Annotated in this window: 23 protein-coding genes and 1 other RNA gene; 15 read left to right on the forward strand and 9 right to left on the reverse strand. The window is 45.5% G+C overall.

The features are described from left to right. Nucleotides 1-58: 58 nt before the first annotated feature. Together ICE89_RS00125 and ICE89_RS00130 are read left to right on the forward strand one after the other, a co-directional pair. Nucleotides 59-3070, forward strand: a complete 3012-nt coding sequence (locus ICE89_RS00125) for a PD-(D/E)XK nuclease family protein (RefSeq protein ID WP_216264068.1) — start codon at nt 59-61, stop codon at nt 3068-3070. Further along, nucleotides 3067-6585, forward strand: a complete 3519-nt coding sequence (locus ICE89_RS00130; RefSeq protein ID WP_370625302.1) for a UvrD-helicase domain-containing protein — start codon at nt 3067-3069, stop codon at nt 6583-6585. The genes ICE89_RS00125 and ICE89_RS00130 overlap by 4 nt, the downstream gene beginning before the upstream one ends. A gap of 22 nt (nt 6586-6607) precedes the next feature. Here ICE89_RS00130 and ICE89_RS00135 read toward each other — a convergent pair whose 3' ends face one another. Both ICE89_RS00135 and ICE89_RS00140 read right to left on the reverse strand, forming a co-directional pair. Further along, nucleotides 6608-6937 carry a BrnA antitoxin family protein gene (locus ICE89_RS00135; RefSeq protein WP_216264069.1) on the reverse strand — a complete coding sequence of 110 codons (330 nt, stop codon included), beginning with the start codon at nt 6935-6937 and terminating at the stop codon, nt 6608-6610. Continuing rightward, on the reverse strand, nt 6918-7190 hold the full coding sequence (locus ICE89_RS00140; protein ID WP_216264070.1) for a BrnT family toxin: 273 nt from the start codon (nt 7188-7190) through the stop codon (nt 6918-6920). The genes ICE89_RS00135 and ICE89_RS00140 overlap by 20 nt, the downstream gene beginning before the upstream one ends. A gap of 216 nt (nt 7191-7406) precedes the next feature. On the opposite strand from ICE89_RS00140, the gene ICE89_RS00145 reads away from it, so the two are divergent. Both ICE89_RS00145 and ICE89_RS00150 read left to right on the forward strand, forming a co-directional pair. Continuing rightward, entirely contained in the window at nt 7407-8228 is an 822-nt protein-coding gene (locus ICE89_RS00145; RefSeq protein ID WP_255537613.1) for a tol-pal system YbgF family protein, read from the forward strand. Nucleotides 8229-8254: 26 nt separating this feature from the next. Beyond that, nucleotides 8255-8758, forward strand: coding sequence for a DUF1993 family protein (locus ICE89_RS00150; RefSeq protein WP_216264071.1), 504 nt, complete (start codon nt 8255-8257; stop codon nt 8756-8758). Nucleotides 8759-8981: 223 nt separating this feature from the next. Here the strand turns inward: ICE89_RS00150 and ICE89_RS00155 are convergent, their stop codons facing one another. Next, nucleotides 8982-9944 (reverse strand): tripartite tricarboxylate transporter substrate binding protein, encoded by a 963-nt coding sequence (locus ICE89_RS00155; protein WP_216264072.1) that lies wholly within the window; start codon nt 9942-9944, stop codon nt 8982-8984. Continuing rightward, nucleotides 9941-11008 (reverse strand): tartrate dehydrogenase, encoded by a 1068-nt coding sequence (locus ICE89_RS00160; RefSeq protein WP_216264073.1) that lies wholly within the window; start codon nt 11006-11008, stop codon nt 9941-9943. Before ICE89_RS00160 ends, ICE89_RS00155 begins: the two co-directional genes overlap by 4 nt. 230 nt (nt 11009-11238) lie before the next feature. On the opposite strand from ICE89_RS00160, the gene ICE89_RS00165 reads away from it, so the two are divergent. From ICE89_RS00165 to ICE89_RS11675, 3 genes are all read left to right on the forward strand, one after another. Beyond that, nucleotides 11239-11739, forward strand: a complete 501-nt coding sequence (locus tag ICE89_RS00165) for a LexA family transcriptional regulator (protein ID WP_216264074.1) — start codon at nt 11239-11241, stop codon at nt 11737-11739. Nucleotide 11740: 1 nt separating this feature from the next. After that, nucleotides 11741-13057 carry a Y-family DNA polymerase gene (locus ICE89_RS00170; RefSeq protein ID WP_216264230.1) on the forward strand — a complete coding sequence of 439 codons (1317 nt, stop codon included), beginning with the start codon at nt 11741-11743 and terminating at the stop codon, nt 13055-13057. 67 nt (nt 13058-13124) lie between these two features. Beyond that, nucleotides 13125-13256, forward strand: coding sequence for a hypothetical protein (locus ICE89_RS11675; protein WP_255558602.1), 132 nt, complete (start codon nt 13125-13127; stop codon nt 13254-13256). A gap of 64 nt (nt 13257-13320) precedes the next feature. On the opposite strand, the gene ICE89_RS00175 is transcribed toward ICE89_RS11675, so the two are convergent. The 3 genes from ICE89_RS00175 to ICE89_RS00185 form a co-directional block, all read right to left on the reverse strand. Beyond that, nucleotides 13321-13608 (reverse strand): XRE family transcriptional regulator, encoded by a 288-nt coding sequence (locus ICE89_RS00175; RefSeq protein WP_216264231.1) that lies wholly within the window; start codon nt 13606-13608, stop codon nt 13321-13323. Further along, nucleotides 13605-13952 carry a type II toxin-antitoxin system RelE/ParE family toxin gene (locus ICE89_RS00180; protein ID WP_216264232.1) on the reverse strand — a complete coding sequence of 116 codons (348 nt, stop codon included), beginning with the start codon at nt 13950-13952 and terminating at the stop codon, nt 13605-13607. Before ICE89_RS00180 ends, ICE89_RS00175 begins: the two co-directional genes overlap by 4 nt. 111 nt (nt 13953-14063) lie before the next feature. Next, nucleotides 14064-14723, reverse strand: a complete 660-nt coding sequence (locus ICE89_RS00185) for a putative quorum-sensing-regulated virulence factor (protein WP_216264233.1) — start codon at nt 14721-14723, stop codon at nt 14064-14066. Nucleotides 14724-14908: 185 nt separating this feature from the next. On the opposite strand from ICE89_RS00185, the gene ICE89_RS00190 reads away from it, so the two are divergent. Further along, nucleotides 14909-15898, forward strand: coding sequence for a sulfurtransferase (locus tag ICE89_RS00190; protein WP_216264234.1), 990 nt, complete (start codon nt 14909-14911; stop codon nt 15896-15898). A 1-nt stretch (nt 15899) separates the two neighbouring features. On the opposite strand, the gene ICE89_RS00195 is transcribed toward ICE89_RS00190, so the two are convergent. After that, nucleotides 15900-16076 (reverse strand): hypothetical protein, encoded by a 177-nt coding sequence (locus ICE89_RS00195; RefSeq protein WP_216264235.1) that lies wholly within the window; start codon nt 16074-16076, stop codon nt 15900-15902. A 275-nt stretch (nt 16077-16351) separates the two neighbouring features. Here ICE89_RS00195 and ICE89_RS00200 point away from each other — a divergent pair, with 275 nt between their 5' ends. Both ICE89_RS00200 and ICE89_RS00205 read left to right on the forward strand, forming a co-directional pair. After that, nucleotides 16352-16981 (forward strand): nucleotidyltransferase domain-containing protein, encoded by a 630-nt coding sequence (locus ICE89_RS00200; RefSeq protein ID WP_216264236.1) that lies wholly within the window; start codon nt 16352-16354, stop codon nt 16979-16981. A gap of 22 nt (nt 16982-17003) precedes the next feature. Beyond that, nucleotides 17004-17366 carry a DNA-binding protein gene (locus ICE89_RS00205; RefSeq protein ID WP_216121929.1) on the forward strand — a complete coding sequence of 121 codons (363 nt, stop codon included), beginning with the start codon at nt 17004-17006 and terminating at the stop codon, nt 17364-17366. 108 nt (nt 17367-17474) lie between these two features. Here ICE89_RS00205 and ffs read toward each other — a convergent pair. Next, nucleotides 17475-17573: signal recognition particle sRNA small type (ffs, locus tag ICE89_RS00210), an RNA gene on the reverse strand. A gap of 32 nt (nt 17574-17605) precedes the next feature. Between ffs and dnaX the strand changes: the two genes are divergently transcribed. The 5 genes from dnaX to ICE89_RS00235 all read left to right on the forward strand — a co-directional run bounded on the left by dnaX (nt 17606) and on the right by ICE89_RS00235 (nt 23672). After that, the gene (gene dnaX / locus ICE89_RS00215; RefSeq protein ID WP_216264237.1) at nt 17606-19282 is read left to right on the forward strand and encodes a DNA polymerase III subunit gamma/tau; all 1677 of its coding nucleotides are present in this window, start codon (nt 17606-17608) and stop codon (nt 19280-19282) included. 52 nt (nt 19283-19334) lie between these two features. Beyond that, nucleotides 19335-19658, forward strand: coding sequence for a YbaB/EbfC family nucleoid-associated protein (locus ICE89_RS00220; RefSeq protein ID WP_215359808.1), 324 nt, complete (start codon nt 19335-19337; stop codon nt 19656-19658). Nucleotides 19659-19691: 33 nt separating this feature from the next. Further along, complete coding sequence (gene recR, locus ICE89_RS00225) at nt 19692-20306, forward strand: recombination mediator RecR (RefSeq protein ID WP_216264238.1); 615 nt, start codon at nt 19692-19694, stop codon at nt 20304-20306. Between the two features lie 247 nt (nt 20307-20553). After that, nucleotides 20554-21969, forward strand: a complete 1416-nt coding sequence (locus tag ICE89_RS00230) for a carbohydrate porin (RefSeq protein ID WP_216264239.1) — start codon at nt 20554-20556, stop codon at nt 21967-21969. 185 nt (nt 21970-22154) lie between these two features. Next, nucleotides 22155-23672 (forward strand): TolC family protein, encoded by a 1518-nt coding sequence (locus tag ICE89_RS00235; RefSeq protein ID WP_072582159.1) that lies wholly within the window; start codon nt 22155-22157, stop codon nt 23670-23672. The last annotated feature ends 4 nt before the right edge of the window (nt 23673-23676 follow it).

The raw sequence follows: 23676 nt of genomic DNA on the forward strand, positions 1-23676 counted from the left end.
ACGCTTATATTAGCAATAAGCGGAACGTTCTGCTCAAAATAGATAAATTACCCAATTAATGTCCCAGCCGTTCCCCATTCTTTCTGATCAAAAGCAAGTGCAACAATGGGCGATTACGCCCAATGCTGGTGCGCTTACTCAATTGGCAAAAGGCATCTGGGATTGTGCAGTGCAAACCAATCAGCGTCCCCTGGTGGTGCTTAGTACTGCCGGGCCACTCATTGGAGTGAGGGAGGCTCTTGAGCAAAACCGACGAGATGACCTTCCAAATAACATCGCATTCTTGCCTCAAGTCATCAGCTTTACAGATTGGTTAGAGGCGGCACCGGGCGCATGGAAATTTCCGAAGAAGCAGAGTGATTTGGAAAGATGGCTATCGGTCTTTGTGAATTTGCGAAAACACAAGACTTTGCAAGCATGGTTTAAGGCGGAGAGTGAGGCTGGCGCATGGGGCTTAGCGCAAGCGGTGATTGAGGCATGCGATGCATTATCTGAATTAGTTGTCCCGCAATTACAGGGTGAGTTAAATGCTCTCTTAGATACACACTCATTAGACACTGAGGCTTGGCTCAAGAAGGTAGAGCTTGTATTAGATCAAGCGATTGCTCAAGCTTATGTCGGCCTTTCTAAAAAAGTAGTTGATGAAGAGTCTGCAGTACTCTTGGCTTTTTGGCGTTATCTCACCAATGTTGGTGACCCAGTCATTCGCAAACATTTAGCAATGGCTGTACATATGCAATTGGCCAAGAGGGTTGCTGAAAAAGATCGCAGCATAGCGCGACCATTCATCTGGGTGCAGACCGCAGATCCAAAGCCAGTTGATCAAGAGTTGATTGATCGCTACCTTAATGAATATGCTCAACATGCTCCAGTAGTGCGTGTAGACCTTGATTGGCAATCCGTTGCCTTATGGTCTGAAGCCCTCTGCGGGGAGGATGCAGAAGGTGGTGTTGCCACTCCGAATGAGTCAGAAGAACAGCAGATTGCAAGCAATATTAGCTCTAGCAATAAAGAGGGCTGGCGCTTGCTTGCGGCTAGGCGTTTTGAAGAATTAGCGTGGGTTGCAACAAAATCGATTGAGTCACATTTAATTTCTAAAAAGAAAAATATTGCATTAGTTGCACAAGATCGCTTAGCAGCAAGAAGAGCGCGAGCATTACTCAGTCGCTTAGGTGATTCCTTGCGTATTCGTGACGAAACTGGTTGGAAGCTATCGACTACTAGAGCAGCAGCGGCTTTTGATAGCTTGCTAGAGTTGATACGTGCGCCTAAAGAAGGACCTAGTGCAAGTACCTTGCTCGAGTTTTTGCAAAATCCTTATTTTGATCTTGCGCACAGTCTTCAAAAAACTCCGGAAGTATGTATTGGCTTAATTGCCCAGCTCGAAGATATTTTGGTTGCTAGTCAGGCAAAGTCTGGTTGGGAAACATTTATCGCTGCAATCGAAAAAGCCAATGGATACGCACGATCGAACGGCGGCGTACCCAATGAACAACTAATTGATCTGATTCGGTTTGTTACAAAGTTGCATTCAGCATGGCAGCCCTCACTCCTTGAGTGCTCAAGCGCATATTCTCAATTACAAAATGATCTCCAGGTTACTGGTATGGCTCAGCGACTTGAGAAGGATGCTGCCGGTAAGCAGCTTTTGGAAGTCCTTAAACGCTTTGATTTGAGCAGCGGCCCATATGAAGATCTCAAGATGCGTTTGCTAGAGTGGCTCAGTCTTCTAAAAACCGTAATAGAAGAGGCTTCTTATGAAGAGGCTGGTAAAGAGGCCGAGGCAACTTTAAGCATCTTGCCACTCAGCTCAACCCGATTGCGTGAATTTGATGCCGTAGTTCTGGTGGGTTGTGATGAGCAGCAGTTGCCTGCATTTTCTGAGCCACCTTTATTCTTTTCAGATGCGCTCAATCGCTATCTCAAGTCCTCGACGATTACTGCACAATACATTCAGCAGGCTCGAGATCTTTCTCAGCTACTCGCTTCATGTAAGAACGTAGATTTAATTTGGCAAAGTAAAAGCAAGAGTGGTGAGCCCTTGCGACCATCAGCTTGGATTCAGCGTTTGCAAGCTGCGCTTAAAAAGAGGATTCCATTAGAAGTGGTGGAGGCAAAACTGAAGCCCTATGAGGGGCGCTCCCAACCTATTCAGAAATCAGTAAGCACTCCCGATCGAGATTTGACAATTCCAAACACAGTTTCCCCCAGCGCCTATAAGGCTTTGCGGGACTGTCCTTATCGATACTATGTCAGCAACTTATTGGGTTTGCGTAAGGCAAAAGAGTTTGAAGAAGGTTTTGATGCCTCCTTAGCAGGCCAAACTCTGCATGCTTTACTGAGAAACTTTTTCCAAGCGCTCAAAACGGAAGAGAAGAAGTCGCATTCATTGATTCATGAGGGTGATATTGCAAGACGTCAATGGATGATTGATCAGCTCATGAAGTTTTCTGATAAAGAATTTGAGAAGCTCATTGCTGGTGATGCAAGGATACTGGGAACTTTGCGGGATTGGCAAAAGCAGATACCCAGTTTTGTGGAATGGCAGCTAAATCGAGAGAAGGAAGGCTGGCGTTACCACGATGCGGAGTTGCCTATCGGTTTTACTTTGAAGATCACAGATCCTGATGGTGTTCAACGGGATATTAGCATTGCAGGGCGCGCAGATCGATTTGATATTCATCAGTCTGATAAATCAGCTGCTGCAGTGATTGACTATAAGAATCAAAAGATTAAGAAAATTACTGAGCGCGCCAAGAATATTCTGGATGACCCGCAGTTATTGATTTATGCAAGAGGCGCAACTGAGAACGCTACTGAGGCCCGCATTCCAGGGCGAGCAGTGGATCAGGCTGAATGGGTCACTTTAAGAGCTGATCTAAAGAATGAAGAAAAGACCATTCGAGCACGCCCAGTTGAGGATATGTCGGAGGTAATGTCAGAGTTTGCTGATCAGGTAGTTAATGACTTAAATGATTTATGGGCGCGTAAACCCATGGCGGCGTTTGCACCTGACAGCGTATGTCAATACTGCGAAGCTAGAGGGATCTGTCGAAAGGGCATGTGGTGAGCGAAAAGTTAGAGACTGCCATAGCTTGTGACCCTACTGAATCAGTCATTGTTTCTGCTTGTGCTGGAAGTGGTAAGACATGGCTATTGGTAGCGCGCATGATTCGGTTGCTGCTAGCTGGTGCTAAACCTCAAGAAATCTTAGCCCTGACGTTTACTTGTAAAGCTGCGCAGGAAATGCGTGATCGTCTTTATAAGTTGCTTGAAGATTTTTCTACTTGCGATGACGCTACTTTGATTAATGAGTTGGTTGAGCGAGGTTTAGACGAGAAAGATGCGATTGCTTTACTTCCACAGGCCAGGACACTCTATCTAAAAGTGTTGGCAAGCCCACAAGCAGTGGTTATAGATACTTTCCATGGCTGGTTTGGTCGCCTATTGGGTGCTGCGCCTGTATCGGCGGAAGTCCAGCCAGGCTTTAGCTTGCGCGAGGATGCTAAGCATTTACAGGAAGAGTGCATGGCAGACTGGTGGGGCGATTTACCAACTGATCTACAAAAGCACTATGACGTTTTGTTGGAGGAGTTTGGTGCAGTAGAAACCCAAAAATTCTTGATGGGTAGCTATAGCCTCTTTAAACAAAGAGGTGCATGGACTTTCTTCCAAGAGGCTTGCAAGCGTCAAGATGTTAAGCCTATCGAGTGTTTGGATAAAATTCTGCCGCTCTTGGGCACACCAAATCCACTGGAAGTTTATTGGCGTCAACCGCAGGCAAAAGCAAATTTAGAGATGCTCTATAAGTGCTTTAGCAATGGTACGCCAACTCAAATTGCAAGCGCTCCCTATATTGAGGAGGTCATTCAGCATCATGCTGCTGGTGGATCGATTATTGATATTGCCGATCGATGGGAGACATACTTCTTTACCCAGAAACGTACGCCATTAGCGGATATTGCAAAGCCCTCTGTTCCAATGGCGAAGTACATCAAGAGTATCGGCAGAGATCCTGATGAGATTACTGCTATTCGTCAGGATTGGGTAGACGCCTACGAGGCCCTATTTGCGTGGCAAGGCGAGCATTTGATGCATGAATTAAACGATGCATGGTTTGCCATGAGCGAGGCAATGCTTGCTCATATGGAGAAAACAAAAGAATCCATGCGCGTTCGCGACTTTGATGATTTGGAAATCGGTGTTAGCCAATTGATGTCGAGTTCAGATAATGCTGCCTATCTACAGGCTCGATTAGATGCAAGATACAAACATATTCTGATTGATGAATTTCAGGATACCAATCCATTGCAGTGGCAGATATTACGTGCCTGGCTAGCTGGATATGGCGATGATGGCTCAATGCCAAGCATCTTTATTGTGGGCGATCCTAAGCAATCGATTTATCGCTTCCGCCGTGCTGATCCAAGATTATTTGAAAGCGCCCATAAATTTTTAGAGAATAAGCTCGAGGCTAAATTTCAGAGTAAAAATAAGACACGCCGTAATGCGACCGCGATTAATGAGGCGGTTAATACAGTATTTTTAGCAGGACCGTTACCTGATACTTACCGATATTCAAAACAGGAAACTGCCTGGAAACCATTATTGGATCGGATATCAGAGCAAGACTACGCTGTAACAGGTGAGGCTTATCTACTGCCTTTGATTGCGCGCACCGATCCCGAGACTACTGAGCGTACTGGTACCGCCTTTGATGGGCCAATTGAAGATGCGGGGAATACTGCAAGCGTTCACCAGCGCTATGAAGAAGGGGAAATCGTTGCTCGATTAATTCATCACATCATGGCTACTCGTCAGGTGATGGATAAAAAGGATGGAAAAGACTACTGGCGGCAAGCTAGGGGTAGTGATTTCATATTGCTAGTTAAGCGACGCCAATTTTTACCTCAATATGAAAAAGCATTGCGTGAAGCAGGTCTTGCTTATGACAGTTCGCGTCTAGGTGGATTATTAAACACCCTTGAGATTGATGATTTGATTGCATTGTTAACGGTATTGGTGTCACCAAGACATGATTTGCCATTAGCCCAGGTTCTGCGCAGTCCAATTTTTGGTTTTACTGAAGCGCAAATGCAAGAGCTCCGTAAGAGCATGATTGATGGCTTCTCATCTTGGTGGGATGCTTTGCAGGCTAGCCAGAATCCATCAATACAAAAGGCTGCACGGTATTTAGAGCATTGGCGTGGCCTGGGCGAGCTATTGCCTGTACATGACCTACTGGATTTGATTTATCACGAGAGTAACTTACGAGTGAGTTACGCCATTTCTGCGCAGAATCTGGCTCGCGCACAAGTACTGGCTAATTTAGATGCCTTCTTAGAGCTTGCCTTAAATCAAGATGGGGGCCGTTACCCTAGTCTAAGTCGTTTCATTGATGAAATGAATGCGATGCGTCGTGGTGATGATGATGAAACGCCCGATGAGGGCGATGTGGAGTCAGAGGCTGAGGCTGATACTAATGATGATATTGGTGAAGTAGATCTCGATATCGAAATGTCAGAAGAGGATCAGCATCGACGTGTGCGCTTAATGACGATACATGGGGCTAAGGGGTTAGAGGCGCCATTTGTTTTTATTCTCGATGCTAATAATACGGAATGGAAGGCGCCGCACCGAGGCGTACTCTTGGATTGGCCACCAGAGGAGGGTAGTCCAACCCATTTATCTTTATATACCGCCAAAACCTTGACGGATGAACGCAGTGTTGTATTCGCGAAGGAGGGTGAGGTAAGTCAGAATGAAAACTGGAACTTGCTCTATGTAGCAATGACAAGGGCTAAGCAGGGCTTATGGATTAGTGGCGTGGCAGCTAAGTCGAAGTCTGGGATTAAAGAGCGCTCTTGGTATGGTAGAGCCTTGGCAGCCGGTATATCGACCTTGGATATTGACGCACTCAACCTTCCCATTATTGCAACAGATGCAAAAGAGATTGAAGTTGAGCGCGGCAGCATGCCATTTAAGATCGACCACTTCCAGCTAGAGTGGGAGCAAGCAACAACAGATTATCAAGATCATCTTGTCAGAATTGAAAGTGGTGCTTTAGCCAAAGCGCTTGCAGAAAAAGCTTTAGAGCAAGCAAAAGAAGATCCCGATCCAGAAATCCTAGAAGAGGGCACAAACTTCCATAAGCTGCTCGAGTTCCTCACCCCAGACTCTAGTAATGAAGCAAAGCCACCTATGCCAAGCGAGCAAGAGCTCATGAATTGGTTAGGCGTAGATCAAGAGCATGCGAAAACATTACTCTCTCGCACCAAAACAGTCTTAGATGCTCCAGAGCTCAAGCGCTACCTGACATCGGGTGAATGGCTACAAGCTTGGAATGAGCTCGAGATCGCTAGTGAAGATGGCAAGAGCTATCGCATGGATCGCTTAGTGGAGCTTGATGATTATTTGGCCATCATCGATTACAAGCTCACCATCCCAGAGGTGGGCAGCGAGAAATATGAAAAGTACCGCAAGCAATTACAGGGTTATCAATCTGAGCTCACGCGGATTAGAAAAGATAAACCAAATAAGGCGTACTTGATTTCATCAAAAGGCGAGATGGTAGAGGTGAAGTAGGGTGTTAAGCAGCTACCTTGAATTAATTGGCGATCAAGGTCCCCTTGTTTAACTTCTTTTCAACCATTAAGATGGATTTAGATTCTCTTTTTACTTCGCCAAGCACTTGGTTGATAAATGTTTGCCAACCTTCACCTTTAGATTTATAAAAATCTAAAACATCCTTATCAATCCTTAGGGTAACTTGTTCTTTAATCCCGCTACCCACAGGTCTTCCCCTGCCGCGAACGACTCTGTGTTTAATCGCATTCCACTCTTCTTCCGTGATAGGTGGGTTATCGGGGTCAGATAAGGCGGCCTTAGTAATTGCGGCATCCTCTTCGGCACTCAGTCTAATTAGCTTCTTCTTCATAGATTTTCATCTCACGGTTATTTGCTTTTCTTAAACTAATAATTCTCATCGCTATTTTTGACTCTACATAAATCATGCAATACAGGCGTTCATTCATTAACACCAAAGCAATCCGTCTTTCTTCGCCGTAATTCTTTCTTTCATCGATCCAACTAAAGGCTGTATCCCAATCAAGTATCTTTGCATCTGAGAGCGGAAGGCCATGTTTTGCGAGGTTTGAGTCATTTTTTACCGAATCATAAGTGAATTTCATCTGAAATATTGTAGTTACGTTAAATCATAACATCAATGAATTAATATAACTACAAAAATTATGGGAATTTCAATCTAAAGAAGATGGTAGCAAGGAGTGTGAAGAGGGTGTTCATGCCCTTGAATTTCCCGTAACAGCCCCCATATGGATGATGAATAGCAAAAATGCCTAAACTGGCGATAATGAAATTCGCAGCAAAACATTTCACGAGGAGTCATGATGAAAATGGGTAATTTACTCAAGTTGTTTGTTGGTGTATTTGCAAGCGCGCTATTACTAACGAGTCATCTTGCTTTTGCAGAAGCCACTTTGCCCGAGGTCTATCAAGCAATTGAATCTGGGCAATTGGCAAAAGCGGATGCCATGATGCAAGAGGTCTTGAAAAATCATCCTAATAGCGGCAAGGCACATTACATGGCTTCTGAGCTTTACCTCAAAGAAGGTAAGTTAGATGCTGCAAGAAGCGCTTTTGTACAAGCAGAAAATCTGGCGCCAGGTTTACCATTTGCTCAACCTGATTCTGTACAAAGGCTCCAAGCGCAATTACGTGCAGGTACAGTACCAGGCAACGTTAATACTAATGCGGGTGCAAGCTCCATCTTTACTAGCCCAGTTTTTTGGATCTTGATTGCTATCTTGGTTGCGGGCGTAATCTTCTTTATGAGGAAGCGCCAACAGCCAGTGGAGGTTTATAACGCGCCGACTGCAAATGGACCATATCCAGGGGCATCGGGAGCGCCTGGCACCTATCCGCCTGGTTACCCAGGCGCACCAGCATCTAGCATGGGCGGTGGTTTAATGGGCAGCTTAGCGACTGGTGCAGCACTCGGTGCTGGTATGGTTGCTGGTGAAGCTTTGGCAAGTCATTTAATGGGCGGTAATCAACGCCCAAATCCAAACCTCAATAACGACTTTAGCCAAGTAGGCGGTCAAGCACCAGATGCTGCCAACTTTGGCGTCAATGATGCAAGCTCTTGGGATGATGGTGGCTCCAGCTCTTGGGATGATGGCGGTGGTGATTTTATGAGTGACGTATAAAAAACTAAGAAGGCAGCGAGAGCACTATGGCAATTTCAATGTATCAAGCATCAATTCCGCAACTCACAAAGATGCTCACCAATCTTTCGAATATCCTCAAAAAGGGTGAGGCATTTGCGAGTGCTAAGGGTCTCGATAGCAAAGCATTGGTGGAAGGCCGCCTTGCCCCAGATATGTTTCCACTATCCAAGCAAGTTCAAATTGCTTGTGATCAAGTGAAAAATGGCATGGCCCGTTTAGCCGGAGTTGAGCCACCTAAATTTGAAGATAACGAAACTACTTTTCCCCAGCTACAAGACCGTATTGCTAAAACCATTGCTTTTGCCAATAGTCTCAAGCCAGAGCAGGTTGATGGCACGGAAGCAAAAGAAATTCAGTTCTCAATTAAAGAATGGAGTTTTGAGTTTGTCGGCGAGCAATATCTGCTGACTTGGATCATTCCTAATTTCTATTTCCATGTGACTACGGCTTATGACATCCTGCGTCATAAGGGGGTGGAGATTGGCAAGTCGGATTACTTGGGCGGCTAAGCAGCCTTTACAATAGGTCTATGGAATATTTTTCACAAATTGTTGATACAGTAAATCCTTGGTTTTTCCGAGCCAGCGTTTACTTATCCAATGCTTTTTTGGATGATCCGGCGATTCTGGCATTTGCTTTTTGCTAAAATAGAAAGCAAGCGCCCAATAAAAAACCACCGCATTAAAAAACCACCGCATGTTCGGTGGTTTTTTATTTAAGAAAGTTCAAGCCTTACTTAATCATCCCTGCATTCTTGGCATCATCCATGGCTTGAGCTGTTTTCTCTTTCATAAATGCAGGCATCTTTGCCAGAGGAACATCCACAATCACAAAGCCAGCATCTTCTAATTTCTTTTTAGTCTCGGGATCGGCATTGAGCTGTGCGAAGTAGTCAGACATCTTTTGCTGGAGTACTAGTGGCGTGCCTTTTGGTAGAGCAACACCACGATATGCACCATCCACCCAGTTCAATCCCAGCTCTTTAAAGGTTGGTACGTCTGGTAGGGCGGGATTACGTTTTTCAGTAGCAATTGCCAGCGTACGCACCTTACCTTTTTGCTGGATCGCCAAAGGTAGGTAACCCATCGCGCCATCAACGTGCATTCCAATCAAGGCGGTAATCAAATCACCCGTGCCTTTAAAGGGAACGTAAGTAATTTTGACGCCAGCCAGTTTATTGAGGCGCTCGACTGCCATGTGGTTAGCTGAGAACTGTGCGGATCCAGCAAGCGTCATCTTGCCAGGATCTTTTTTGGCGGCCGCAATAAATTCTTGATAGGTCTTGTAAGGACTATCCGCGGAAACCATCAAAGCATCTGGCGTGAAGTGATAGTAGTAGATCGCATTAATGTCTTCCGTCTTGTACTGAATCCCCTCCTGTAGCGGCTGCAAGATAGTGTGGGGGATATTCACACCCACTACCGTTGTGCCGTCAGCGGGGTATGTATTCATAGTGCTCCATACCAATGCACCACCAGCACCAGCACGGTTCATCACTACCATCGGCTGCTTGAATTTCTTGGCTGAGATGTCGGCTTGATAGCGCGCCACTAAATCAGACTCGCCGGCAGCAGGGAAGGGGATGATGTACTGAATAGTTCTATCGGGGAAGGGTTGAGCATGCGCGCCGGATAACAAGCCAAGTGAGACCAAACCAATACTCAGCAATCTACTTAGTAATTTAAATAGCTTCATTTGGAGATCTCCTCAATGACTGCATTAGTAACATCACTCATCATGGCTGTGCCGCCTAAATCACGGGTATGTAACTTTGGATTGGCTGTCACTTTTTCAATGGCTGCCATTAACTTTGCACCGAGCGCTTTTTCACCCAGGAAGTCGAGCATCATCACTGCTGACCAGAAGGTGCCAATTGGATTGGCAAGACCTTTACCCATGATGTCAAAAGCAGAGCCATGAATCGGTTCGAACATCGATGGATAGCGACGCTCTGGATCCAGATTGGCAGTTGGTGCAATACCCAGGCTACCAGCCAAGGCAGCTGCTAAATCACTCAAGACATCAGCATGTAAGTTCGTTGCAACGATGGTGTCTAAAGATTCGGGGCGATTGACCATACGCGCAGTAGCGGCATCAACCAATTCTTTATCCCAAGTCACATCCGGAAAATCTTTGGCAACGATATTGGCGATCTCGTCCCACATCACCATGCCATGGCGCTGCGCATTAGATTTAGTGATGACGGTGAGGTGCTTGCGAGGGCGTGACTGCGCTAACTTAAAGGCGAAGCGCTGTACGCGTTCCACTCCAACGCGAGTCATGATGCTCATATCAGAGGCTACTTCAATAGGATGACCTTGATGGGCTCTGCCGCCTACACCAGAGTATTCACCTTCAGAGTTCTCGCGCACGATCACCCAATCCAGCTGATCTGGTTTGCAATTACGTAGTGGCGTTTCAATGCCAGGAAGAATGCGCGTAGGGCGTACGTTTGCGTATTGATCAAAACCTTGGCAGATTTTGAGACGCAAACCCCACAAAGTAATGTGATCCGGAATATTAGGGTCGCCAGCTGAGCCGAACAAAATCGCATCTTTAGAGCGCAAAGGTTCGAGACCATCCTCGGGCATCATGATGCCGTGCTTGCGGTAGTAATCGCCACCCCAATCAAAGTGCTCGAATTGGAAAGCGACTTCAGGATGTTTTTTGCTTAAGGCATTCAATACCTTTTCGCATTCTGGGATGACTTCTTTGCCAATGCCATCACCTGGGATGGATGCGATCTTATACGTCTTCATATGTCTCCTACTGTTCTTTTTATATGAGCTATTTCAGGGATAACTTCCTGAATAACTTCTAGGATCATTATGCAATTCCTAGGTCCCAATACAACCATGGGGTACTCGGGGTTTATGGCTAGGGAGGTCGAGAAAACAGAGGGGGTGGGAGGGACTCATAGCCCCAAAACAACAAAAATAAGGCCATTTTTGTGGTTTTTACATATACTGTATAAACATACAGTATATTAATGACTATGACGCAAGTAATGAACCCCGCAAAAGTAACCCTAAGCCAGGCACCACAAGCCTTGGCAGGCCATTTTGCCGCCTATGAGCTCAAGCTCCTAAGCCATCGGATGTCAGCTGGATTCCCTAGTCCAGCGGCAGATTACGCCGAAGACGGCCTCGATCTGAATCATTACCTTGTCCAGAACAAGCCAGCTACCTTCATGTTTACCGTGAAGGGGGATTCCATGCTGGGCGCGGGGATTTGTGATGGCGACAAGGTCGTCGTTGATAAAGCCCTTAAGCCAAAACATAAAGACATCGTGGTTGCCGTAGTAGATAGCGAGTACACCATCAAGCGCCTTTATCAGTTGCGCGGTCGTATTGAGCTCCAGCCAGAAAACCCAAACTATCAACCCATTACCTTTAATGAAGGCAGCGAGCTGCAAATCTGGGGCGTAGTGGTTGGGGTAGTGCGTAAGTACAGTAATGCTAGTGGCAGATATAGCAAAGAGGGGAAGTGAGATGAACTCCAATTCGCCAACCACATCAACTCCGCTCTTCGCGCTCGTGGACGTAAACAACTTTTACGTTTCTTGTGAGCGTGTATTCCAGCCTAAGTTAGAGGAGGTACCGATGGTGGTGCTATCCAATAACGATGGCTGCACTGTAGCACGTAGTGCTGAAGTCAAAGCGCTTGGCGTGAAGATGGGAACGCCTTGGTTTCAGATGAAGGATCTCGCTAAGAAGCATGGTATTCAGGCGTACTCGTCTAATTACACCTTGTATGGCGACATGAGTAGTCGTGTAGTTCAGGTGCTGAGAGCATTCACGCCAAACCTAGAGGTTTACAGCATCGACGAGAGCTTTTTACAAATCGAGACAGCCTTAAAACAATATCAAGACACGATTGAATTAGGTCAAAAGATCAAACAGGAAGTGAAAGATACCACCGGCTTGCCAGTCTGCGTGGGTATTGGTGCCAGCAAAACCTTAGCTAAGTTAGCCAATCACTTGGCTAAGAAACATAAGCAGTTCGTTGGCGTATGTGATGTCAACGGTATGGCAAAAGAAGAGCTCTACCAGTGGATGAGCGAGACTGAGGTGGGCGAGGTCTGGGGTGTTGGTAAACAAATCGCCAAGAAACTCAAAGCCCAAAATATTCAGAGCGTATTTGATCTTTTGCAAGCCTCACCACAAGTCATGCGTCAACAGTTTGGCGTAGTGATGGAGCGCCTCTGTTATGAACTGCGTGGCACATCTTGTTTGCAACTAGAAGAAGTAGCGCCAGCCAAACAACAAATTATTGCCTCACGCAGTTTTGGTAAGTTGGTGACTAGCCAGGTAGAGCTTGCGGAATCGGTTGCCACTCACGTAGCGCGTGCTGCTGAAAAGCTCAGAACCCAAAATAGCACTACGGGCGCGCTCACCGTATTTATTCAGACCAATCCGTTTAAGCAAAACGAGCCGCAGTATCACCAAAGCGTCACGATTCCATTGGCGGATCCAACGGATAACACGTTGACCTTAACGAATGCAGCGCTAGCAGGCCTCAAGCAAATCTATCAAGCAAACTTCCGTTACAAGAAGGCGGGCGTCATTCTGAATTTAATTAGTGACAAGCCAACAGCTCAGCAATCCTTGTTTGAGGATATCGAGACTAAAGGTAAGTCTGCTCATTTGATGAAAGCGGTAGATGAGATCAACACGCGCTTTGGCAATGCATTCATCAGATCTGCGGCCGCAGGAACCAATGGCACTAAAGAAGAGTGGCAGATGAGATCAAACAATCGGTCGCCGAACTATACGACTAAGTGGGATGAGTTACCGGTAGCTAGATAAAGAATTTAGTAGCAAACAAAGCAATTAATTAGTCAATAACACGTAATAACAAATAAAGGAGAAGCAAATGGACTTACTAAACAACTTAAACGGAATTTCTCTCGTAGCCATCATGGTTTTGTCTTACTGCGCAGTATTGAAAAATACTAAGCGTCATGAAAGCGCAACAAAACAAGTCTTCAATCGTAAATATCAGTAAAGAACAAGCAGTAGGCCTGGAAGGGGAATAAGGAAATCACGGATTCCTTATTCCCTTATTCTTTTTAGGCGGCCTTTAGTTCAAGCTTAATTCTCTTTCCCAGGGCAGTCGCTGCACTGGCTAGTGTAATTAATGTGAGGCTGGTGTTGCTTTCATCAAGCAGGCGATTTAAAGCTGCGCGACTGGTATGCATTTTCTTAGCCATAGAAGTCTTGGTGATTTGTTGTTTCTCCATTTCACGCTCAATTTGCCAGGCTATGACACGTTTTACTGCTACGGCAGTTGAGTGTTCGAGCAGGGATTCTTCTTTTAAGAATTCGTCAAAATTGCTGCCAATATGCTTTTTCTTCATACCGATCTCCTTAACTGCTTTACTCTAGTTTTTGCTAAATCTAAATCTTGCTTGGGTATTTTTTGCTGTTTCTTGATAAATCCATGAATCAATATCATGATGTTGTTCTCTAGTACAAAAAGAACTCTCGCAATACCACCACTGAGTCTGCACCGAATCTCCCAAATTTCGCCATCAATGTGTCTGACAAGAGGCATTCCAAGAGGCCAGCCAAATTGAACGGTTTTAATATCTTCACCTATTCGCTTTTTATCCTTGACAGTCTGCAATTGAAGCCAATTTCTAACGGGCTCGTTATTTGTTTCTGTTTTAAAAAAACGCACTTCTAGTATGGGGGTCTTCATCCATATAGCGTACCAATAATAATACACATATTACATCAGGAATTACTGAATTTGATGTAGGAAGATTTAGCCTGTCAAATGGGCAGGTTGATGGGGCGCTACAAGGCTTGATTAATTGGCTTCTAAAGCTTTGCGCAAATAACCAGAGACGTTGTCTTGGCGTAGTAGCCATTGCTTGTAATCACTGGGCACTTGGCTAATGAGCTCACCCTTATGTTTGCCATAAGGCATGGTCTTTGGAATTCTGGCTTTCTCGGACATCTCCCATAAAGCATCCAAAGAAGCAGGGTGTAACTTATCGATAATCTGAGCAACAATTTTTGAGCAGATCCATACATCGGCTAAGGCACTATGCGCATTGCGCAGTTGATCTCTAGCAGTATCGCGTTCAAAGTAATAGAGCAGAGCGCTTTGCGTGTGACTATCTAAATCAGGCCATAGACTACGCGCAAGCGCCAAAGTGCAAATGCGCTTGACTTCAGGGCTGCCAATTGCAACCCAATCAAAATCAATATTGTGGCCAATGAGATATTTAGTTCTGGCCGGCAATTTAAAAGAGCTGCTTGCGGGACAGTTGATCAATTCCTCATCCATGATGTGATGGGTAGCAAGTGCACCTAGGCTAATAGGCTTACCCGGGTTGTAACGTTGCACCCAAGGATTGCCCACTTCAAATGGATTGAGGGAGGTGACATCTAATGAAGCAGCTTCAATAATGACAGCATCGTTTTTATCGGTCGCTTCTGCATCAAAAATAATGGCTTGGGGCATAGGAGTCTATTGGGATTGAATCATCCTATTGTGCCTCGAATTAAGTTGCTCAATTGATATTGAATAAAAGCCACATACCCAAAACCATATCAATTGCTCGTTTTGTGCGGAGATCGCTGATGGGTAGGCGTTGGTTTATCATCGATTTATCGCTTATTCACTCATATTTAATCCAGGGAAGTATCGTGAAATCACTATTGGCAATCATATTGGCGTTCATTTTTTCTATGGCATTTGCCCAGCAAAAAACGACCATCATCCAAACCGATCAAGTACAGCAGGCAATTGCTCGCGGTTCTATTATTTGGGATGTACGCGATGAAAAAAGTTACTTAGACGGCCACATCCCAGGGGCAATCAATATTGGTGAGATCGGTAATGTACTGCGTGACCCAAATAAAGAAGACTACATCCCTACAGAACAAATTCAGAAGATTTTTAACGCTGCTGGTTTAGATGTGAATAAAGATGTTGTAGTTTATGGTGCACGCGGCAATCCATATACTTATTTTGGTCTTTACACCATTAATTATTTTGGTGGAAAAGATGCGCAGATTTACCATGATGGTATTGATGGCTGGAAACAAGCTGGCCTACCAATTCAAAAAGAGCGCCAAACCTTACCGCCAGTATCAGTAGTACTAGTACCGCAGCCTCAATTGGTTGTTAGTAATGAGGAGATGCTCAAGCTTGCCCAGTCGAAATCGGTGCAAATCATTGATGCCAGGACACCTAATGAGTTCTCAGGTAAGGATGTGCGTACGATTCGGGGTGGCCACATTCCCAATGCCACCAATATCCCCTTCGAAGACAATTGGCAAGACCCAGCAACTGCGATCAAGTTAGGTAAGAAACAAGTTGCTGATAACTCTGGCATGGCGCTAAAAAATCAAACAGATTTAAAAAAACTGTATGCCAATCTCGATCCTGATAAAGAAACCGTGGTCTATTGCCAAAGTGGTGTGCGGGCCTCTGAGACTGCCACAGTACTTAAGTCTTTGGGCTTTAAGAAGGTCAAGGTATATGACTCGTCATGGCTGGGCTGGGGTAACAACCTCAAAGTGCCAGTTGCCGAGGAGACTTTCTTAAACGTTGGCGCGCTTAATGCTAAGATGACTGCAATGCAAAATAAAATCAATCAACTAGAAGAAGCCTTAAAAAATAAAAATAACTAATTTATCGAGTTGCTGATTTAGATGACATTCTGATGTTCTGCATGATAGAAGAAGCCGTCAAGCCAGCATACATGCGCAAGAAAGTAACGCAAGGCCGCAATACGGATTCACAAAAGTAGTCTTGATAGGTTTGGCGTAGGAAGGTGTAATGCTTTCCTACGATCAATTCATCCTTCATCTCTATTCACCACATTCTTAAGTCTCTACGCTGAAATCTTCTATATTTAGGAGATCAGCTTTGCGTGTTTCTATTGAGTGTTCTCACAGGCAGCTACAGCTATTTAAGATCCAGTTAGACGCTAGGGCTGTTTTAGTTTTGGCAATCATTTGGATGATTTGGGGAATATTGAGGATTCTGAAGGTCTTTTAGACCTTTCATTTGATTTTGTCTTAATGTTGCTTTAAAAGCTACTATAGTTGCTAATTAAGCAACATTAGTGCAATATTTAGGGTATGTCGACACTCTCATCCGTACTTTTCACCGAATATCGCAGCCGTGTATTGGGCTTGCTTCTTCTTCATCCAGAGCGCTCCTACTATTTGCGTGAAATTGCTCGACTCACTACAACTGTGCCAGGCACTCTTAAGCGGGAAATGGATAAGTTGTTAGAGGTGGGTTTACTTACAGTTCAGAAAGTAGGCAATCAAAATCATTACCAAGCAAATCAAGAGTGTCAAATTTACGTAGACCTCGCCAATGTTTTGCGTAAGACAAGTGGCTTAAGTGATGTATTAATTACTGCCTTGTTACCTTTGAGTGAAAAAATACAAAGCGCGTTTGTATTTGGATCAGTTGCGAGTGGAAAGGTAAATGCTAAAAGTGACATTGATCTCATGTTCATTGGTGGAGTAAGTTATGCAGAAGTTGTTCTGCTGTTGCATCCCTTGCAAGAGCAATTGGGAAGAGAGATTAACCCTAAGGTCTATGCTGCTAAAGAGTGGAGCAGGTTGGTGAAAGATAATGGAGCCTTCATCCATGATGTATTGAGCAAGCCAAAGCTCTTCATTATTGGGGATGAGCAACAACTCCACACTAATGAGGCCTCAGATCACCCTACAAAATCTAGTCGGAATCAGTCTTGATTCAATAGAAATCGATCGCTTAATGATTCGCAGGCTCATTGAAGCTGCGCAGTCGAGTTTGCAAGATGCTAAATTAAAAACCATTAGCAATGAAAGTCGTTTTGATTTAGCTTATAAAGCTATTATGCAAATGTCCAAAGCAGCATTGCAAGCAAAAGGCTATAGGGTGCTAACTAGTAAGCCAGGACATCATCAGCTCATGTTGCAGGCATTGCCCTTAACTATCGGTCTGGATAAAACTAGACTCATATTGCTCGATCAGTTGCGCAAGCAAAGAAACGCTATCGATTATTCAGGAGATCTAGTTTCAGATGCATTGACGTCAGAAGCAATTACGCAGGCAGAAAGTTTATTAACGCTAGTTAAGGATCGTTTCCGAAGCTGAAGGCAGGGCTGCTTTTGCTAAGAAATTAAAAGAGAATTCAGGGGAGCGGGGGGGCTAAAAAGCTACAGAAGTAAGCCGGCTTGGTCTTAGGGCATTCCATTGGGGAGGGTGGATGAGCCAAACCCCCGGCACTGGCAGAAATTGGGTTTGGCTGCTTCGTTCCCGACCTGACCAGGTTATCCAACCCACCATGCGGGGAGGCCCATCCGATTCCATTTTAGCTTGTTAGAATGTAAGACATGACAGCATTGGCATTAGCCCGTTCGTGGCGCCCCAAAACCTTCTCTGAATTAGTCGGCCAAGACCATGTGGTTAAGGCCTTAACCCATGCTTTGGATCAGGGTCGTCTGCACCACGCATGGCTCTTTACGGGTACCCGTGGAGTAGGTAAGACCACAATTGCCCGGATTATGGCTAAGGCCCTCAATTGCACGGGGTCTGATGGTTCCGGCAAGATGACTTCAGAGCCTTGCGGAAAATGCCCAGCCTGCATGGAAATCGATGCTGGTCGCTTTGTTGACTATATAGAGATGGATGCTGCAAGTAATCGTGGCGTTGACGATATTGCTGCCCTCCTAGAAAAGGCAGCTTACGCACCCAGCAATGCGCGTTATAAGGTCTACATGATTGACGAGGTGCATATGCTCACCAATCATGCCTTCAATGCCATGCTTAAAACCTTGGAAGAGCCGCCAGAGCACGTCAAATTTATTCTAGCTACTACCGATCCACAAAAGATCCCAGTTACCATTCTGTCTCGTTGCTTGCAGTTCAACCTCAAGCAAATGCCAGTACCGCTCATTGTTGAACATTTAGAAAAAGTGCTCGCTGCTGAGAAGGTGGAGTGCGAAGTCAATGCCTTACGTGTTCTCGCCAAGGCGGCTCAAGGTTCAATGCGTGATGCTTTGTCGCTAACCGATCAGGCCATTGCCTATGCGGCTGGCAGAGTTAGCGAAGAATCTGTACGCGGCATGCTTGGCACATTAGATGATGCTTATCTCATCCGTATTTTAGATTGCTTGATTGCTAAAGATGGTGCAAGCCTTCTTGCAGTCGCAAACGAAATGGGTGAGCGCAGCATGTCTTTCTCATTGGCGTTGCAAGATCTCTCTAGTCTGTTGCAAAAAATTGCAGCAGCCCAAGTCGTTCCAGAATCCGTTTTAGAAGATTGGCCAGAAGCAGGCGAGATTTGTCGCTTGGCAGGCCAGCTCACAAAAGAAGAGGCGCAACTCTTCTATCAAATCACGATTACAAGTCGTCCAGATTTATCGCTGGCACCGGATGAGCAAACTGGCTTTGCCATGACCCTATTACGTATGTTGGCGTTCCGTCCCGGAGGCAATAGCGGCGGAGGAAGTAATTCTTCTCCAGCACCGTCATCTCCATCGGCTACACCAGTCAATACTGCTCGTCCAATAGCGGCCGCTCCTAAAGCGTCTGCACCAGCACCTGCTGCTAGAGCAGCTGCGCCTGCCGCTCCAGTGTCTACACCGTCAGCACCAGCTGCACAAATTTCCGTGGCCAGTTCTGCCGAGCGTCCTGATTGGCATGCCTTGATGCGTCAGTTACCCGTTAAAGGGATGGTGCAGCAGTTAGCATTTCAGACAGAGTTGCAAGATTGGAATGATTCAGCTTCTGGGGTGCGTGCAACTATCCTCACGCCGATGCCGCAGTTAGCTTCAGAAGCTTCTGTTGGTCGTTTGGCTGATGCGCTTACAACTCACTTTGGCAAGCCCGTCAAGATCGTAATTGAAAAGGGCGAAGTAGAAGGTAAGACAGTGGCTAAGGTAGATGCTCAGATTCATCAAGAGAAAAGAATGAATGCGGAGCAAATGATTGCTGCCGATCCATTTATTCAGCAATTAGAAAGAGAGTTTGGCGCCAAAGTAGTCGGCGGTTCTGTTAAGCCTCTTTAATTCAATTTCAATATTCATAAATCACAATTAATACCACTAAGGAAATAAAGCGATGATGAAAGGTGGACTTGCGGGCCTCATGAAACAGGCTCAGCAGATGCAAGAGAAGATGAAAACTGCGCAAGCCGAGTTGGCTGCGTTGGAAGTAACTGGCCAAGCTGCCGGTGGCTTAGTAAAAGTAACTGTTTCTGGCAAATACGAACTCAAACGTGTGCAGATAGATCCAGGTGCTATGGATGATCGTGAGATGTTGGAAGATCTCATCGTGACTGCTTACACAGAAGCATTCAAACAAGTGGAAGCGGCAAGTGCCCAGATGATGTCTGGCGCCACTGCTGGTATGCCAATGCCCCCAGGCTTTAAGTTGCCGTTCTAATTCAATCTTTCTAAATACGAACCTGAATCTTTAATGGCGCGCATAGAAGCACCTCAAGATGCACTCGGTCGATTGATCGAGGCATTACGCGTTCTCCCTGGGGTAGGACCCAAGTCAGCGCAGCGCATGGCGTTCTATTTATTACAGCATGACCGTAATGGTGCGGCAGTACTCGCTCAATCATTGGGTGAGGCAGTTGAAACAGTAGGACACTGCGCGCGTTGCAATACCTTTTCAGAGACGCAGGTTTGTAGTACTTGTTCCGATGGCCGCCGTGATCCTTCGTTGCTTTGCATAGTAGAAACTCCTGCCGACCAAGTTATGGTGGAGCAGACGCTCAGTTTCAAAGGTAATTACTTTGTATTGATGGGTCGCCTCTCACCACTCGATGGTATGGGCCCAAATGAAATCGGCTTTGATCGCTTGCTCAAGCGTATTGAAGCTCCCGATACTGGTGTATCGATTCGTGAAGTGGTCTTGGCTACGAATTTCACTAGTGAAGGTGAGGCCACTGCTCATTACATCGGTGAAGTACTCAAAGCTAAAGGCATCAAGGTCACTCGAATCGCAAGGGGCATTCCAGTGGGTGGCGAGCTTGAGTATGTGGATGCTGGCACTTTGGCTCGCGCCTTAATGGATCGCCGCTAATTCTTCTTCGTTCCGGGTGGTGAGTTGTTTTCAGGGCACACCCAAAGACTAATTCGAGCCCAATCTATCAGTGATTGATCCTCGATCTGTCATCTCTAGGACATAAAGACTAGGTAAATTGCCTCTTTTTGGGGATAATTTGGGCTGCACCACCCTTGGGCTTCAATCCCAGGCCGTGAGAGCACAGATTTTTCCTTCAATCTGTTGCCATAACCACTAGGTTTAGCAACCTCATCAGAAATCGTGAATGACCCGCAAGCTTTTGCTCATTCTCTTGTTAAGTTTTGTCACTGCTTCTGTGTATGCACAGCGGGCAGGGTCAGGTGCCGACCAAGTTGCGAGTTTTGCAGAAGCAATTCAGGGATTGCCAACAGAAGGTGAGATCCTAGGGTTGCCTGTAAACGTACACGGTCAAACTACCTATATTAATCAGCGCTACAACGCATTCAATTCCCCTTATCAGGGGCAAAACAGTTTGCTACCCGATAAGTCGATGAGTTATACCTGGTCGGGGACGCTATTTTTTGGTGCACGTGTCGCCTCTGATACTGATATTTATTTCAATCCTGAAGTAGTTTCTGGGGTGCCTTTTTCTGGATTGACAGGTTTAGGTGGTCCTACCAATGGCGAGGCAACTCGCGCACAAGGTGCACAAGCCCACTTTTATTCTGCTCGCGCATTCTTGCGTCAAACGATTAACCAAGAGGGCGGTAAGGTCGAGTTAGAAAATGATGCCAACCAGATTGGTCAAACAGTCAGCAGCAATCGATTTGTGATTACTGCAGGACAGTTTTCTACATTAGATATTTTTGATGACAGTAGGTACGCTAAAGATCCCCGCGTGCAATTTATGAACTGGGGCAATATGACTTACCTATCTTATGACTACGCAGCCGATGCGCGCGGCTATAGCTGGGGCTTGGCGGGTGAGTGGTATCGTGATAATTGGGTCTTTAGAGCCTCACGCATGCTAGCTCCAAAAGACCCAAACGGGCGCGATCTGAACTGGCAAATTTTTAATTCTTACGGTGATCAGATTGAGGTAGAGCGTCAGCATAGTATTGGCAGCTTACCGGGTAAGGTCAGTGTCCTAGGTTACCGTAATCGCATGGTTATGGCACGATTTACTGACGCTACTAATTATTTGTTGGTGAATAATGCTCAGGGCACTCAAGCTATTGTCAATGTTCGCAATAGCGCTCAAGTCAAAACCGGTATTGGTTTAAATGCTGAACAAGCCTTGACCAAGGACATGGGTATATACATGCGGGCATTCACATCCGATGGCCATACAGAAACTATGGCTTTTGCAGAGGCCGACAGCTCTTTATCTGTTGGTATGGGGATTAATGGTGAGCGCTGGGGTAGGGCCAAAGATACGATAGGCCTATCTGCGATGCTCAATGGCATTTCATCTAATCGAAGAGCCTATTTACAAGCAGGAGGAATTTCCAATTTCATTGGTGACACCCCTTATCCTTACGCAGGTCCAAGTCAGTCTATTAGTTATAAGCCTGAACAAATTAGTGAGGTGTACTACAACGCTTTGGTGATTCAAAATGTCCTCTTGGGTCTCAACTATCAGCACATCATGAACCCAGCCTACAATGCTGCTCGCGGTCCTGTAAATGTTGTGTCTTTTAGGATTCATGCCGAGTTCTAAGAATTTTTAGACTCGATCCATAATTATTATCTTTAGAATCAATAACATAGAGAATTTTAATAATTCGACTTTTATCCTTTATCCCCTATAATCCTTAAAACCTCCAGAATCGCGTTTAAATTTGGTCGAAATCTGCATCTGGAGCTATAAAAACAGCATTTTTATTGATTTAGAGGCTGCCGCATTTGTTAATCCTTACACGCAAAATTAGCGCATTCAATGCTGCTCACTGCATCACTTCCTTGGTAGTTGCGACTTTTGCTTGCTCTGTGTTTGCGCAGTCCGCTACCAATGACATCACGCCGGCAAGTGTCAGCGTGCAAACAGGTGATACATCTTTAACTGCGCCTCCCTCAATTAGTGCTCAGCTGAGTGCTAAGGATAAGTCCTCAAAGGCTACGGAACTATTTGCACCAGTTACCAAACAAAATACCCCAAAGATTTATGTCAACAACGCATCAACTGGCTCATCAGAAATGGATTTACGCCAACTTTGGAGTGAGCTCAAACTCAATAATCCCCAGCTTGGCGCATTGCGTGAATCGTATTTATCGGCGAAAGCAACTGTGCCTCAAATTGCAGCACCAGCTAATCCACAGGTTGGTCTAGTGTGGTCCGGTATGCCGGCTAACTCCCCATTTGCATTAGGTGGTGCTAATGCACCATCTCAGCAATACCCCGGTGGAATTAGTAGTAATAACTCAATTTCGATTGCTCAGCCATTTCAGTTTCCAGGTAAAAAGAGTTTAGCTGCTGATATTGCCGATACCAATGCAGAGGCATTGCTGGCTCAATCTGAGGCAGCCTATTTGCAGTTAGGTGCACAGTTATCTACGCTGTATTACAGCGCGCTTGCTGCACAAAAGCAGTTGCAAGTGCTAAAAGAGTCGGTGATTCGTTTGGAGATGATTAAGAATGTTGCGAAGGCTCGCTATGCGAATAATGCTGCTGCTTATGTTGAGTATTTAAATGCTCAAGTTGCTCAAAGTTCTGCAGAAGCAGATCAATTTAATTTAGAGCGCCAGCTACAAGTAGCGTTAAACAACATTAATACTTTAGTGGGGCGCCACTCACGTGAAAAGCTTGTTCTCAAAGGCGATGTCCGCCGTTCGATGAATGCAATGCCAACCTTGATAGAGTTAGAGGATTACGCCGAATCTAGTCACCCAAGTCTAAAAGGATCTGCCCTCCAATTGGAGGCCGCTCGCAAAGGGGTGACCTTGGCGAAGAAGGCCTACTTGCCAGATTTCCAGGTGATTGGTTCTTCCTATACCCCACGCGGACCATTTTCAGCCAATAATGGTGCCTTGTTTTACCAGTTAGAGTTAGACCTCATTATTCCTTTGTACTTTTTTACCAAGGAGAAATACGGGGTGGAACAAGCGATCCGCAATCAAGCTTCTGCTGAGGCAAGCGATATTTCTAATCGTCAACAGATCGTGCTGGCTGTGAACTCAGCTTACGCTTCTTATGAGCAAGCCAGAACTGCGGCAAACTTTCTCAGGGATAGGCAAGTACCTCAGGCTGATGCAGCATACAAGGTCGGATTAACTCAGTATTCCAATAATGGCCAAGGGTTCAATGATTTGTTAACAGCACAAACGCAATTACGCGGCTTGGAAATTCAGCTGGCTCTCGCGGAGAGTAATTTATTGCAAGCGCAAGCTGTTTTATTGGCTACGGCCGGTAAAGAACCTTTTTAAGGAG

Origin of the sequence: Polynucleobacter sp. AP-Kaivos-20-H2, assembly GCF_018882215.1 — a bacterium.
In the GTDB taxonomy this organism is placed as follows: Bacteria; Pseudomonadota; Gammaproteobacteria; order Burkholderiales; family Burkholderiaceae; genus Polynucleobacter.